Source organism: Bartonella bilalgolemi, assembly GCF_023500045.1.
Lineage (GTDB): Bacteria > Pseudomonadota > Alphaproteobacteria > Rhizobiales > Rhizobiaceae > Bartonella > Bartonella bilalgolemii.
This window is the reverse complement of the sequence record NZ_JAMCOF010000006.1, coordinates 99,912-114,298: the sequence shown is the minus strand read 5'-3', so window position 1 is coordinate 114,298 and position 14,387 is coordinate 99,912. Positions and strand designations below refer to the sequence as shown.

Here is a 14,387-nt window from a genome sequence, read left to right as displayed (position 1 = left end):
GATGCGTATAATACTGTAATGATTTCCTTAAATAATTAAAAAAGAAATAAATATAATATGATTATTACAAAAAAATTATTAATTATAGCTCTTTTGTTACTCAGTATAATATTTAGAGTAAAGTATGCTTATGCTGAGGCTATTTTAAGTAAAGAATCGCTCAAACAATCCCTAAAGCAATCCCTTTCTGGTTTAACTCTTGATGAGAGATTCAAATATCTTATAGAGCAACAGAAAATTATTCAATAATGAAAATGATTCTCTTCAAAAAGAAAAGGACTTTTTTACGAATATAATTCGTGAAAAGAGAGCTAAAAATTCTCCTATACCTGAACATATTTTTGATGACAAAAATAAAGTTTTAAATAAAATAACTAATCTTTTATCAGAAAGTATGGTGATTTTTCATGAAATAGGGATTGTGCGCTCACTGTTAGAAAAGCGTGTTATAGCAAAAGAATATGCAACAGGAGAATATGAAGAAAAACAGATTAAAGCACTAAAATATTGGAACAAGTTTCAGTCAGAAAAGATGACGCAGGCGTTTTCTTATTTGGAGGTGTATCAGGCTGCCCTTGTATGCAAAACACAAGGAGATGTATTAAAAAAAAGTGATGTAGGGCCTGTATTGCGTGAAAATTTCTCTTGGAAAGACGAAGACTTTAGTTGGGCAAAAGATGCGATCGCTTTAAGTCCCGCATTAAAAAATGAATTCAGGCCTCTATATGAAGGTTTTCTTTCCTCTGATTTTAAAGAAGAAGCACTTAGTACTATAGAAAAGTTCACTACAGGTGATGAAGCTTGGTATTTTCAACACCTAAAAGAAATTCCTTCAGAGTGTAAAGCTTACAAAGAGATACACAATATAATGCTTCCAAACAAGAGAAAAAGCATTATACATCGCATATACTTTTATATTGATACTTTTTTTTCGCAATAATTTTCATAGGCTGTTTTCATTTGTATTTTTCATTCACGCCACCAAGCTTGAAGGCGATAACCATATAACGATGTATACGCAGGATGTTTAAGATATGACCATCTTGCTACCCATTGTTTAGGTAAATGATAAAGCGGTATGTAATAACTGCCAGAAATCAAAATTCTATCTAAAGCACGCACGGCTGCAATAAATTCAGATTCTGAGCGTGCGTCAAGTATTGCTGTTATCATAGCATCTATAGCGGGATCAGAGGCTCCTGCAAAATTAAAACTTCCTTTCAAATTTCGAGAAACAGAAGCCCACCGATTTATTTGTTCATTACCTGGTGACAGAGAATTTTTTAATTTGCCAATAATCATATCATAATCAAACATTCCTAAGCGATTTTGGTATTGACTATCATCAACAGTTCTTATTTCAACATCAATACCAAGACGTGATAAATTGCTCTGAAATGCAAGCGCAACTTTTTCTTCTTCAAGTGCTTGAGTCATAATCTCAAATTTAAAAGGCAAACCATCAGGAGTGATAGCTTTATTGTTTTTTCTGGTAAAGCCTGCTTCTTGTAGAAGTATCCAAGCTTTCTGAGCAAATTGACGCTCCATACCTGATCCATCTGTTTTAGGGATATGCCAATGTCCATTCATGACTTCAGGAAGAACAGCGTCAGGATAAGGCGCTAAAAGTTCTTTTTCTTTTTCACTTGCTGGCTTCCCAATAGATGAGAGAACAGATCCATCCCAATAACCTTCTGTTCTAGTGTAGATATTATTAAAAAGATGATGATTAATCCACTCAAAATCAAAAAGCATCGAAAGTGCTTGTCGTACTTTTCTATCTTTAAAAATAGAACGGCGTGTATTAAAAACAAAACCAATAAGATCGGCAGGTGTACCTTTCGAAAAATTTTCTTTTATAACTCGCCCTTCACGAACAGCTGGAAAATTATAAGAAAGCTGCCAGCGATTTGGATTGGTTTCAATGAAAATATCAATGAGGCCTTTTTTAAAAGCTTCAAAGTGGGCGGTATCATTACGAAAATACTCTATTTGAATGGTATCAAAATTATTTAGTCCCTTATTAACAGGAAGATCCCTACCCCAATAGTCAGGATTGCGTTTATAGATAATTCGTTCACCTGGATCAACATGCTCAATAATATAAGGACCACTACCCGGAATTTTAACTAAACCGTTTTTCTCAAAATCATCAACATTAATAGCGTGTTTTGGTAATATTGGCATTACACTTGCCAAAAGAAGTGGAAATTCACGATCCTTAGAGTGTAAAAAACGTATTTTAATACCATGGGAGCCAATTTTTTCGATAGACTCTATGCGTTTCATATATCGATCAAAGGGTGGTCTTCCCTTATCTTTCAGCAGTTTAATTGTGAATAAAACATCTTCGACTGTTATAGATTTTCCATCTGAAAAACGAGCTTTGGGATTAAGAAAGAAAGTAATTTCAGTACGTTCATCATTTAATTCAACTTTTTCTGCAAGAAGATTGTATAATGTAAAGGCTTCATCACGAGAGCGTACCATCATTGTTTCATAAACAAGACCAGAAAATCGCTCATCAGCCACAAGACCTTGTGCAGTTGTACGAAAACTACGGATAACGAATGGATTTAACCCATTAAATGTTCCAACAGCTCCATAGATAATTTTTCCTTTTTTATTTGCGTTAGGATCAGCATAAGGAAAATAGTCAAAATTATCCGATAATTTTGGTGTTCCATGCATAGCAATACCTGTCGCTATAACACTATGACAACAAAAGAACATTATAAAAGTGAGAAAAAATTTAAAATAACGAGCACTATAGCATGACATAATTTTTTTTTCATTATAATCTAACAACGATTCTTTAATTTTATTTCAAAGATTAGAATATTTTATGCATCAATTTGAAAAAAAAAGCTAATAAGATAAAAAAATGTGCTATACATAGTATATAAAAAGTTAATTAGTTATTCAATGAGCTTTCTTAATTCTAGATTTTACTTTTTTCTTTGGACTAAAGTAAATAAAATAGAGAAATACCATTCTGTAATTTAATTATACTTAATTGAAAATTATATTTAATGTCCTATCTGAAAATTATTATATCTTAGAAATTGTTCTGAAGGCGTATTGAAAGGATTAGCTTAATCATGTCGCATAAAAATACTTACTTTTTTGTTTCAGTGTTAGCTGGAGCTGTTGCTTTTTTTCTTGCCATCCATACTCCAGTAAATGCACAGAGTTTATCTCAAGGATGGTATAAAGTTTGCAACAAACAGCATGATGTTGATATTTGTAATACGATGAACACAGTTGTATCAGATACCGGTCAGCCTTTGACAGCTATTAATTTAGTCGAAATAAAAGGCAAACAAAATGAACGGCGCATAGGCCTTCAAATACCTACGGGGCGTTTGTTACCAGAAGGTGTTCATATTCAAGTTGGAAATGATTTCTCTAAAAAAATTCCTTATATTGTTTGTAATGCAACTAGCTGTATTGCCAACGATGTTTTAGATGATAAGCTAATTTCTGCTATGAAAGCCGGTTCAAAAATGGTTGTCACTACAGTTAATGTGCGTGGAACAGCTAACCCTATAGAATTTTCTCTTAAGGGTTTTACTGGCGCATATACAGGCCCTGGTATAGATGAAAAAGCTTTTCAAGAAGAACAAATGAAATTACAAAAAGTTATTCAATCAAAGCAAAAGGAGATTGAAGATCGCATGAAAGCTGAACAAGAAAAAGCAAAACAAACAGTGAATTAAAGAAAAAATTTTTAAAAGGTTTTCAATTTATCTTTTAATATTCATCTATTTAAACCGCTATAAAATATTTTATAGCGGTTCTTTATTAATTATTTTTTTGAGAAAAAACCTTTACGTTTCCACCAACCTATACGCTCAGTTCTTTTATTAGTTTCAGCTTCTGATGATGTCACAATAGGTTCAGTAGATGTTGTCGCAACTGAAGAAGAAATATGTTCAACATTTTTTTCAATTACAGGTTCTTGTTCTGTCATTTCAGTCGTTTGTACAGATTTTTTAGTTTCTATTTTTCTTCGTATTTTCAATGTTAATTTTTTTGTATTTGTAGAAATCACTTCATTCGCGAGTTCATTTATTTCTTTTATTTTACTTTTCCGATTAGATTTGGTAACTAACTTTTCCTCAACAAGTTCTTGTTTCGGTGTTGTTATGTTTTCGTCCTTTGTAAGGACTTGTTTATTTTGTAAAACTTTTGAAGATTTTACATTACGCTTTTTGGATTTAATAGCAGTACGGCCTTCTATAATTTCATTTTGCTGTGTACTGCTTAAATGGCTTTTATAGTGGCTGTCTTTATTAAATCCAACAGTCTCAGCAGCTGGAATATTATAATGCTGGCGATATTCTGCTTTAATTTCTTCTAAAGCTTTCTTAGCAAAATCTCCAACAGGCTCTGCATAGGAGACACGAGACTTATAATTATTACTCTGATTACGCCGTCCCCCACGGCGTCCACGACGACGTCCGCGGCGATGGGTGTCTTCATCATTGGAAGTATCATTTTTATCAGTAGCAGAAGAAATACTATCATTATTAGATTCAATCTGGTGGTTTTTACGCTGATGTCGTTTGTTGTTTTCAACGGTTTTATTTTTAATTAAGACAGCATTTTCAATTTCTTGTATATCATTATCTTCAATAACTGTTGAAGAAAAAGGATCTCCTTTTGCTATTAAGCTTTTAGAAATAGTGAAATGTTGTGTTCCAACATTATCATCTGCTTCAATATTAATACTGAGCCCAAAACGTGTTTCTAAATTAACAAGAATATGGCGTTTATGATTTAGTACGTAGAGTGCTATTGTTACGGGCGTGCGTACAATAATATTATATTGTGAATTGTGGAGTAGATATTCTTCAATTGAACGCATAACATGTAAAGCGACCGATGATTCAGAGCGTATATTTCCAGTTCCAGCGCAATGCGGACAAGGTTGTGTAGTGCTTTCTAGAACGGATACACGAATACGTTGACGACTCATTTCCATAAGACCAAAATGTGAGATATGACCAACCTGAATACGAGCGCGATCGTTCTTTAAACAATCTTTTAACTTTTTTTCAACAAGCTTAATATTCCTATTTTCTAGCATATCAATGAAATCAATTACAATTAAACCTGCAAGGTCACGTAAACGTAATTGGCGTGCTATTTCTTCTGCAGCTTCAAGATTGGTTTGTAATGCTGTTTTTTCAACAGAATGCTCTTTAGTAGAACGACCAGAATTTACATCAATAGCGACGAGTGCTTCTGTTTGGTTAATTACTAAATAACCTCCAGATTTTAAACTAACCTGCGGATGCAACATTTTATCAAGCTGAGCTTCGATATCATAATGCGTAAAAATAGGAGTAGGATTACGATAAGGTTGAACAACTTTCGCATGACTTGGTATGAGCATGCGCATAAAGTCTTTAGCTTCACGATATCCTTGATCTCCTGAAACAAGAATTTCATTAATATTTTTATCATAAAGATCACGAATAGAACGTTTTATAAGATTACTTTCTTCGTGAATTAAACACGGCGCAGTTGATTTAAGTGTTAAGGTGCGAATAGTATCCCATAGGCGCATGAGGTATTCATAATCACGTTTAATTTCAGCCTTTGTTCTATTTGCTCCAGCTGTTCGTAAAATAACTCCCATACCTTTGGGAACTTCTAGTTCTTTTACAATATCTTTAAGACGTTTGCGATCTTGTATATTAGTAATCTTCCGTGAAATACCACCACCTCGAGCTGTGTTAGGCATTAAAACAGAATAGCGACCCGCTAGAGACAAATAAGTTGTGAGTGCTGCACCTTTATTACCACGCTCTTCTTTGATTACTTGAACTAATAAAATTTGACGACGTTTAATAACTTCTTGAATTTTATATTGACGCCCTTGTTTACGCGGATAGGCCGGTAATTCTTCAAGTGCATCTTCTGCTCCAACCATTTCGATATCATCATTGGAAAAATCCAATATTTCTTCAACATCATCAGCTATAATTTCTCCAGATGTAATATCATTTTCAATATTCGTTGCTATAACATTATTATTTTTATTTATTTTTTTTAAGCGTTTTTTATTTAGAGTTGTTTCCTCAATGGGAGCATCCTCATAATTTTCATTAATAGCAGCTTTCTCCTCTTCAAGTAGAGCAAGGCGATCGGCAACAGGAATTTGATAATAATCGGGATGAATTTCTGCAAAGGTTAAAAAGCCATGGCGATTACCACCATATTCAATAAAAGCAGCTTGCAGCGATGGTTCTATACGCGTAATACGCGCTAAATAAATATTTCCTTTAAGTTGTTTTTTATGTTCTGACTCAAAGTCAAGTTCTTCAATTTTATTACCATGAACGACAACAACACGTGTTTCCTCTGGATGAGAGGCATCGATAAGCATTTTGTTTGACATAAGTTAAAATCCTGAAGGCGACATGTATAACCTTATTTAAATAAACAGTATAACTATTTGCAAAAATAAAGGGCTGTCTGCCATAAAAAAGGGGGGCCGATATAGCAAAACAGACTGCCATACGCAAACACATTACAGCATTTACTTTCATTGCTCTTGTCTGTCTTATATGACTCATATTTTTAAGTCTCCGGCAAAACAATTTCAATAATAGTTCGGATAACCAAACCAATGAATCTTAAATCACGCAATCCTACTGTATTGAGGAATGAAGACTTTTTACTTATAAAAAGCACAAACGCATAGTATGCGATAAACCTTTTAAAGACAACTTAATATGAATTATCAATAATTTTACCAATACTAGATGGTTACATCACCTAAGAATCTTAATATATTCTTTTATGTTGATATTATGCTTTTGGCAAGTAATAATGTAATTTCTGAATAATACAATATAATCACTGTCTTAAATTTGATTTTTTTGATATTTGTGGCTAAAAGATTCAACGCTTAAATTGAAAAAATAATATATACTTTAAAATTAATAGCGAATACAAAAAAGCATTTCACTTATGATTGGACGATTCTTTAATAAAAAACCAAAAATTGGTTATAGGAATGTTTTTTTGCATCTTGTATGCTATTTACTGTTTTTTTTAATGTTTCAGCTTCATATTCAAGCTGCTAATGCATTAAAACTTATTAATTTGCAAACCGTTAATGTTAATTCGTCTACACGTATTATTGCAGTTTTTAATGCTGAACCAAATTTTCATTTAGAGATTTTAAATACGCCTACGCGTTTGGTTATTAATTTACCTATAGTTGATTTTTCAACGCAAGATAAATCTCTAAACAACAAAAATATTTTGTCAGATATGCTATTAGATGTACATTATGATTTTTCTGATACGCGATCTTCACGTATTATTCTTACGAGTAAAACTGCCTTTTCTATAAAAAATAGTAGAGTAGAAAAATTAGATAATGGCTTATGGCAAATATTAATTGATATTACTCAAAGTTCACAGAAAGCTTTTAACGAATCACTACAAAATCAAGAAAAAATTTATCATGATATAAAAAAACGAATAAGTTCAGAAAATCATTTTCGCGTTGTTCTTGATCCTGGTCATGGTGGAATTGATAGTGGAGCACAAGGTGTTACTGGAGTTTTAGAAAAAAATATAACACTTGTTTTTGCTCGTGCGTTACGGGATGAATTAAAAAAAGACTCTAATATTCACGTTATCTTAACACGTGATTCTGACGAATTTTTAAGGTTAAGCGAAAGAGTCAAAAAAACACAAGATTTTGATGCTAATCTTTTTATATCCATTCATGCAGATAGTATTAATATTCCTTCTCTTCGTGGTGTTACAGTATATACTCTTTCTGATAAAGCCTCTGACGCTATTGCAAAGTCTTTAGCTGATCATGAAAATAAAGTAGATTTTCTTGATGGATTAATAGCAGAAGAAACAGCTGAAGTTACAGATATTTTAATTGATCTTATTCGACGTGAAACTCAGATATTTTCGATCGATTTTGCTAATTGCGTTATTTTAAATTTATCAAAAAATAAAATCAATTTAATAAATAAACCTCATCGATATGCTGATTTTTTAGTTTTAAAAGCTTTAGATATCCCTTCTATTTTGATAGAGATAGGTTATTTATCTAATAAAGAAGATGAACGATTATTAAATGATTCTCAATGGAGAAAAAAAATGGTTACAGCTATTGCTAACTCCATTCATCAATTTGCAGCAGATCGACAGAAAACTATACAATCTCTTTAAATATATGGGGAGATAGAGTAAACAATATTAATATCTTATATGAAAATAAATAATAGTCTTATATTTGTCTCAATATTAATAAAAATTACATTTCATTAGCGATAAATAAAGTATGTTCCTTCTGATAAATTCTAAAGAGAGTGATACCCATTTCAATGATAATTTTTTTTAGATGTTTTTTGAATTTTTCTAAAGTTATTGCGCTTTGTGGAACAGTGATGTGGGTAATATTGACTTCTAATCAAGCTAAAGGGCTTCCTGATTATGAGGTTCTTTCATTATATGAGCCACCTGTGATGACTCGTGTTCATGCTGCAAATGGTCATCTGATGGCCGAATTTGCCAATAAATATCGCCTTTATTTACCTATCAAATCAATACCAAAAATTCTTAAAGAAGCTTTTATTTCAGCTGAAGATAAAAATTTTTATCATCATTTTGGCTTAGATCCTGCTGGACTCTCTAGAGCTCTAATCAAAAACATTATGAATATTGGTTCTGGCCAACGTCCAAAAGGAGCTTCAACTATTACACAGCAGGTTGCTAAAAACTTTTTTTTAAGTTCAGATGCAACACTTGAACGTAAATTAAAAGAAGCCATCTTAGCAATGCGTATTGAGAAAACTTATTCAAAAGACCATATTCTTGAACTTTATCTCAATGAAATTTATCTTGGTCGCGGTACTTATGGTGTTGCAGCAGCTTCATTGACCTATTTTAATAAGCCTGTGAGTGAGCTTACTTTAGAGGAATGTGCTTATTTGGCTGCTCTTCCTAAAGGTCCAGCAAATTATGATCCATTCAAGCATATACAGCGAGCCGTTGATCGGAGAAATTGGGTTATAGATAGAATGGTTGCAAATGGATATGTAACGCTAGAACAAGGTGAGAAAGCTAAAGAAAAGCCTTTGGGAGCAGTGATACGTGGTCGTGATAGCTATGTTTTTGCTGCTGATTATTTTACTGAAGAAATACGCCGTCATTTAATGAATCTCTATGGAGCTACAACACTTTATGAGGGTGGGCTTTCAGTTCGTGCAACACTTGATCCAAATTTTCAGCTTATTGCGCAACGTTCTTTGAGAAATGGTTTAATTAGATTTGATCGTTTGCAAGGATGGCGTGGGCCTTATAAACATATCAATATCCAAGATGATTGGGATATTGTACTCAAAGGTATTGCTGGATTAAATGATGTACCGGAATGGCGTTTAGCGGTTGTTCTTTCTACTGACATTAATACAGTAAAAATTGGTTTACAGCCACGGCATCAAAATTCAGGTTTATTATCACAAAAAAAAGAAATTGCTACATTATCCGAATCTGAATCAAAATGGGCATTAAGTGTTATTGACAAAAATGGTTATCGGAAAACTGTTCAGAGTCTATCGAATGTTTTGCAAGTTGGAGATGTTATTTTTGTCGAAAAAATATCAAATAGGAATGATACTTATCGTTTACAACAAATTCCCAAAATTGAAGGGGCTATTGTTGCTATGGAACCTCATACAGGACGTGTTCTTGCAATGGTAGGAGGATTTTCCTTTTCTGAATCTCAATTTAATCGTGCAACGCAAGCTTATCGCCAAACAGGTTCTGCTTTTAAGCCCTTTGTTTATGCCGCAGCGCTCGATAATGGATATACACCAGCATCAGTAATTTTAGACGGTCCCGTTGAAGTACGTCAAACTAATGGGCAAATCTGGCGACCTAAAAATTATGGTGGTACATTTGCAGGACCTTCTACATTACGTTATGGAATTGAACACTCTCGTAATCTTATGACTGTGCGGCTTGCCAATGATATGGGTATGTCTATTGTTGCTGAATATGCAGAGCGTTTTGGCCTTACAGATAAATTGCAACCTTATCTTCCCATGGCTTTAGGAGCTGGAGAAACAACGCTTTTACGAATGGTAACAGCTTATTCAGTTATTGCTAATGGTGGACGTTCTATTAAACCTTCTCTTATAGATCGAATTCAAGATCGTTATGGCAGAACTATTTACCGTCACGATAACCGTCTATGTGAAAATTGTAATGTTCAATCCTGGGATAATCAAAGCGAACCGACATTAATCGATGAACGAGATCAAGTTCTTGATTCTATGACGGCTTATCAAATTACATCTATGATGGAAGGGGCTGTTCAACGTGGTACAGCTGCACGTTTACGTTATCTTAATCGGCACATCGCTGGTAAAACAGGTACAACCAATAATTCTAAAGATATATGGTTCATAGGATTTACACCTGACCTTGTTGTTGGTGTTTTCATGGGATATGATCAACCAGCTTCATTGGGATATAAGGAAACAGGAAGTTCATTAGGAATACCAGTGTTTGGTGAATTTATACAAGCGGCTCTGCAAGGTAAACCAGATGTGCCGTTTAAAGTGCCAGAAGATATGATTTTAATGCCAATTAATCGCAAAACAGGCATGCTTGCTCAAGCAGGAGATAATGATGTTATCATAGAAGCATTTAAACCAGGAACTGGCCCGGCTGATATATATCAAGTGATTGGTGGAACAGACTTTTTTCAAGAAGGGATTCCAGCCATCACTACTTCTCCACAAGTTAATAAAGCTCTTCAAGATGGTGGCGGTGGATTATATTAATTTGAAAAGAAATTCTTTTGATAGGGTAACAGATATGAATAATATTCGCCGTGTTATTCATAATTGAGATGTAATAAATAATTTTGTAAAATTATTAGAATAAAAAATTCAAAAAAATTATTATTAAAAAAATAATGACTAAGGTATTAAATTATGAGAGCAGAAATAGAGACATTAGTCGATGAAATTCAGCAGGCGATTAGTTTGCTAAGGAGGCATCTTTAACTGGGAGCAATCACTAAAACGCCTTGAATATCTCAATCAAAAAGCAGAAGATCCATTGCTTTGGAATGATGCACAAAAAGCACAAGATATGATGCGTGAACGTCAAAATCTCGAAGATTCGGTGAATAGCACTCAGTTGTTCACACAAAAGCTTGAGGATTGTATCGAGCTAATAGCAATGGGTGAAGAAGAAAATGATGTAGGAATTATTGCTGAAACTGAAAATACAATACGTCAACTTAAAAGCGAAATAGACAAGCGACAAATTGAGATGCTTCTTTCAGGAGAAGCAGATTCAAACGATACTTATTTAGAAATTCATGCTGGAGCAGGGGGAACAGAAAGCCAAGATTGGGCTTCTATGCTTTTGCGTATGTACACTCGTTGGGCTGAACAGCATAAAATGAAAGTTGAAGTACTAGAAATTCATGATGGTGAAGAAGCAGGTATAAAATCAGCTACTATTCTTGTAAAAGGACATAATGCTTATGGTTTGTTAAAAACTGAATCAGGTGTTCATCGTTTAGTTCGTATTTCGCCATATGACTCAAATGCAAGACGACATACCTCTTTTGCAAGCATTTGGGTTTATCCGGTTGTTGATGAAAATATTGAAGTTGATCTATCAGAAGCAGATGTTCGTATTGATACGTATCGTGCATCAGGAGCTGGAGGGCAACATGTTAATACAACAGATTCCGCAGTACGTATTACGCATATAAAAACTGGTATTGTTGTTCAGTGTCAAACGGAGCGCTCTCAACATAAAAATAGAGCAACAGCTTGGTCGATGTTACGCGCACGTCTTTATGAAGAAGAACTCAAAAAACGAGAAGAAGAAACTAACGCAGTTGAGGCTTCTAAAACAGAAATTGGCTGGGGATATCAAATCAGATCTTATGTTCTTCAGCCCTATCAGCTTGTTAAAGATTTGCGTACAGGAGTTGAAAATACTGATCCACAAACTGTACTCAATGGTGATTTAGATACATTTATAGAAGCAGCACTTGCTCAACGTGTTCACGGAAAAAAATTGAACGATATTAATTAATTATATAGTATTATCGTACAGCACACAGAGCGCATGCAGCGGCTAAAACGTTTTCGGCATGTCCAGATACACTAACTTTACGCCATTCTTTAGCAATTTTTCCAGTTGAATCAATTAGAAAAGTACTCCGTTCAACACCCATGTATTTACGTCCGTACATGCTTTTTTCAACCCAAACGCCGTAAGCATCAAGTGTAGTTTTTTCTTCATCTGAAACAAGGATAATATCAAGTTTGTGTTTTATTTTAAATTTATCATGTTTAGCAATATTATCTGGAGACATACCAATGATCGTGACTCCGATTTCGTTAAATTTTTCTTTCAATCGAGTAAAATCAATCGCTTCATTTGTGCATCCACTTGTGTCATCTTTTGGATAAAAATATAAAACAACTGGTTTTCCTTTAAAATCAGAAAGGCTTAATTGCCCTCCACCATCACGTGGCAAATTAAAATTAGGAGCAGTATCACCTTTCATTAGTTTTGTCATTACATTATCTCTCTTTATTATATAAAATCATTCCATAAGATATGAATGTATAGCAAAAAATTATTCAATTATAGGATAAATTACTCAGAAAACTTTTCTCTATCATAATATGGTGTAGTAATATAATCAAAATGAATTAAAGAGTTTTATCTTAAAATATAAGTTTTTTATTTGTTAATCTAAACAATTATCTAATATAACTAAAATAATTATAAATAATTATATTGGTTTAATTAAAATATGTTTTTTCTTACCGAAAGACAGCTTAATTACTTCATTTGCATTGACATCTTTTTCATCAATAAGATGTGTTTCATCTTCAATAATTTGATCATTTATACGTACACCACCGCCTTGGACATATCGACGTGCTTCACTATTTGATTTAGCGAGCCCTGCTTGCACTAAAAGAGTAAGCACTCCAATGCCTACTTTTAATTCTGTAGCATTGATTTTAATACTTGGAAGATTTTCTCCAAACATTTTTTCTTCAAAGGTCTTACGTGCGGTTTCTAACGCTTCATTTGCGAGAGTGCGACCATGTAGCATTGCTGTAACTTCTGTTGCTAGAATCTTTTTTGCTTCGTTAATTTCAGTACTTTTTAATGCAGAAAGTTTAGCAATCTCGGTCATTGGTAATGTAGTATAAAGCTTTAAAAATCGCGTAACATCAAGATCTTCTGTATTACGCCAATATTGCCAAAATTGATAAGGAGAAAACATATCTGCATTAAGCCATATAGCACCATTGAGCGACTTACCCATTTTAGCACCAGAAGAAGTTGTAAGCAATGGTGAAGTTAACGCGTATAACTGCGGTGTTCCTAAGCGATGTCCTAATTCAATACCATTTACAATATTACCCCATTGATCGGAACCACCCATTTGTACCCGTAAGCCATAACGCTTATTAAGCTCTACGAAATCATAAGCTTGCAGAAGCATGTAATTGAATTCAAGAAATGATAAAGAATGCTCACGTTCGAGTCTTAGTCGAACGGAATCAAATGATAACATGCGATTAACTGAAAAATATTTCCCTACATTACGTAAAAATTCTAGATAGTTTAAATGGCATAGCCACTCAGCATTATTCACAATACATGCATCGGTTTTTTTACTACCGAATGTTAAGTAGTTCGTAAATATTTTTTTAATGCTCATGATATTTTCAGTAATATCATTGTGTGTTAAAAGACGCCGAGCTTCGTCTTTAAAAGAAGGATCACCAATTAAGCCTGTTCCACCACCCATTAATATAATAGGGCGGTGACCAGTTTTCTGTAACCAATGAAGCATCATAATTTGAAGAAGACTTCCAGCGTGTAGGCTCGAAGCTGTAGGATCAAACCCAATATAAGCAGTTACGGTTTCCTTAAAAAAAAGGTCATCCAAGCCTTTTTCATCTGAAATTTGATGAATGAATCCTCGTTCGCTTATAATATGCAAAAATTCAGATTTAAAAGCAAACATGGATCTCATTCCCTCTAACTATATATCTGTTTATATATTATGCATTTAATACAATTTTTATCATCGTATACTCTTCACAAGAAACGAGAAATTTTAGCGAATATAATGATGGATTGATAAAAGGAGAAAATATATAAAAAACAATAAACTATGTTTTTGTTTTTTTTAAATCCTTATCAAGTTTTATATTTTAATGCATAATATAATTGCTCGCTTTTGATAAAAAATGCAATATACGAGCTTTTATAAAAAAATTACAATAATCGCAATTACGAGATTTACAAATAATTGTAATAATTAAAATTTATAATCT

The 14,387-nt window shown here is 33.3% G+C and carries 9 protein-coding genes; 5 read left to right on the top strand and 4 right to left on the bottom strand.

What is annotated here, in order from left to right; genetic code table 11:
- Positions 1–394: 394 nt before the first annotated feature.
- Complete coding sequence (locus M4Z11_RS04710) at positions 395–940, top strand: hypothetical protein (protein WP_249677020.1); 546 nt, start codon at positions 395–397, stop codon at positions 938–940.
- A gap of 29 nt (positions 941–969) precedes the next feature.
- On the opposite strand, the gene M4Z11_RS04705 is transcribed toward M4Z11_RS04710, so the two are convergent.
- Positions 970–2,733, bottom strand: coding sequence for an extracellular solute-binding protein (locus tag M4Z11_RS04705; RefSeq protein WP_249677029.1), 1,764 nt, complete (start codon positions 2,731–2,733; stop codon positions 970–972).
- 368 nt (positions 2,734–3,101) lie between these two features.
- On the opposite strand from M4Z11_RS04705, the gene M4Z11_RS04700 reads away from it, so the two are divergent.
- Complete coding sequence (locus M4Z11_RS04700; protein ID WP_249677018.1) at positions 3,102–3,719, top strand: invasion associated locus B family protein; 618 nt, start codon at positions 3,102–3,104, stop codon at positions 3,717–3,719.
- Positions 3,720–3,808: 89 nt separating this feature from the next.
- On the opposite strand, the gene M4Z11_RS04695 is transcribed toward M4Z11_RS04700, so the two are convergent.
- Positions 3,809–6,409, bottom strand: coding sequence for an Rne/Rng family ribonuclease (locus M4Z11_RS04695; protein WP_249677016.1), 2,601 nt, complete (start codon positions 6,407–6,409; stop codon positions 3,809–3,811).
- A 575-nt stretch (positions 6,410–6,984) separates the two neighbouring features.
- On the opposite strand from M4Z11_RS04695, the gene M4Z11_RS04690 reads away from it, so the two are divergent.
- The 3 genes from M4Z11_RS04690 to prfB all read left to right on the top strand — a co-directional run bounded on the left by M4Z11_RS04690 (position 6,985) and on the right by prfB (position 12,111).
- A complete protein-coding gene (locus M4Z11_RS04690; RefSeq protein WP_249677014.1) occupies positions 6,985–8,214 on the top strand; it encodes an N-acetylmuramoyl-L-alanine amidase family protein in 1,230 nt (409 codons plus the stop codon).
- Positions 8,215–8,369: 155 nt separating this feature from the next.
- Positions 8,370–10,835 (top strand): penicillin-binding protein 1A, encoded by a 2,466-nt coding sequence (locus M4Z11_RS04685; protein WP_249677012.1) that lies wholly within the window; start codon positions 8,370–8,372, stop codon positions 10,833–10,835.
- 153 nt (positions 10,836–10,988) lie between these two features.
- Positions 10,989–12,111, top strand: a protein-coding gene (gene prfB, locus M4Z11_RS04680) for a peptide chain release factor 2 (RefSeq protein WP_249677010.1) whose coding sequence is annotated in 2 segments (ribosomal slippage) — positions 10,989–11,057 and positions 11,059–12,111 — 1,122 coding nt in all. Because the reading frame shifts where the segments join, the coding sequence is not laid out codon by codon here.
- 10 nt (positions 12,112–12,121) lie between these two features.
- Here the strand turns inward: prfB and M4Z11_RS04675 are convergent.
- Both M4Z11_RS04675 and tyrS read right to left on the bottom strand, forming a co-directional pair.
- Entirely contained in the window at positions 12,122–12,601 is a 480-nt protein-coding gene (locus tag M4Z11_RS04675) for a peroxiredoxin (RefSeq protein WP_249677009.1), read from the bottom strand.
- A gap of 219 nt (positions 12,602–12,820) precedes the next feature.
- Positions 12,821–14,074: a tyrosine--tRNA ligase gene (gene tyrS, locus M4Z11_RS04670; protein ID WP_249677007.1), complete on the bottom strand. Its 1,254-nt coding sequence runs from the start codon at positions 14,072–14,074 to the stop codon at positions 12,821–12,823.
- Positions 14,075–14,387 lie beyond the last annotated feature (313 nt).

Excerpts from the sequence above, each read along its gene's own strand:
- M4Z11_RS04700 (WP_249677018.1), top strand. The coding sequence starts at position 3,102 with ATGTCGCATAAAAATACTTACTTTTTTGTTTCAGTGTTAGCTGGAGCT.
- M4Z11_RS04685 (WP_249677012.1), top strand. The coding sequence starts at position 8,370 with ATGATAATTTTTTTTAGATGTTTTTTGAATTTTTCTAAAGTTATTGCG.
- M4Z11_RS04695 (WP_249677016.1), bottom strand. The coding sequence starts at position 6,409 with ATGTCAAACAAAATGCTTATCGATGCCTCTCATCCAGAGGAAACACGT.
- M4Z11_RS04690 (WP_249677014.1), top strand. The coding sequence starts at position 6,985 with ATGATTGGACGATTCTTTAATAAAAAACCAAAAATTGGTTATAGGAAT.
- M4Z11_RS04675 (WP_249677009.1), bottom strand. The coding sequence starts at position 12,601 with ATGACAAAACTAATGAAAGGTGATACTGCTCCTAATTTTAATTTGCCA.
- tyrS (WP_249677007.1), bottom strand. The coding sequence starts at position 14,074 with ATGTTTGCTTTTAAATCTGAATTTTTGCATATTATAAGCGAACGAGGA.
- M4Z11_RS04710 (WP_249677020.1), top strand. The coding sequence starts at position 395 with ATGGTGATTTTTCATGAAATAGGGATTGTGCGCTCACTGTTAGAAAAG.
- M4Z11_RS04705 (WP_249677029.1), bottom strand. The coding sequence starts at position 2,733 with ATGTTCTTTTGTTGTCATAGTGTTATAGCGACAGGTATTGCTATGCAT.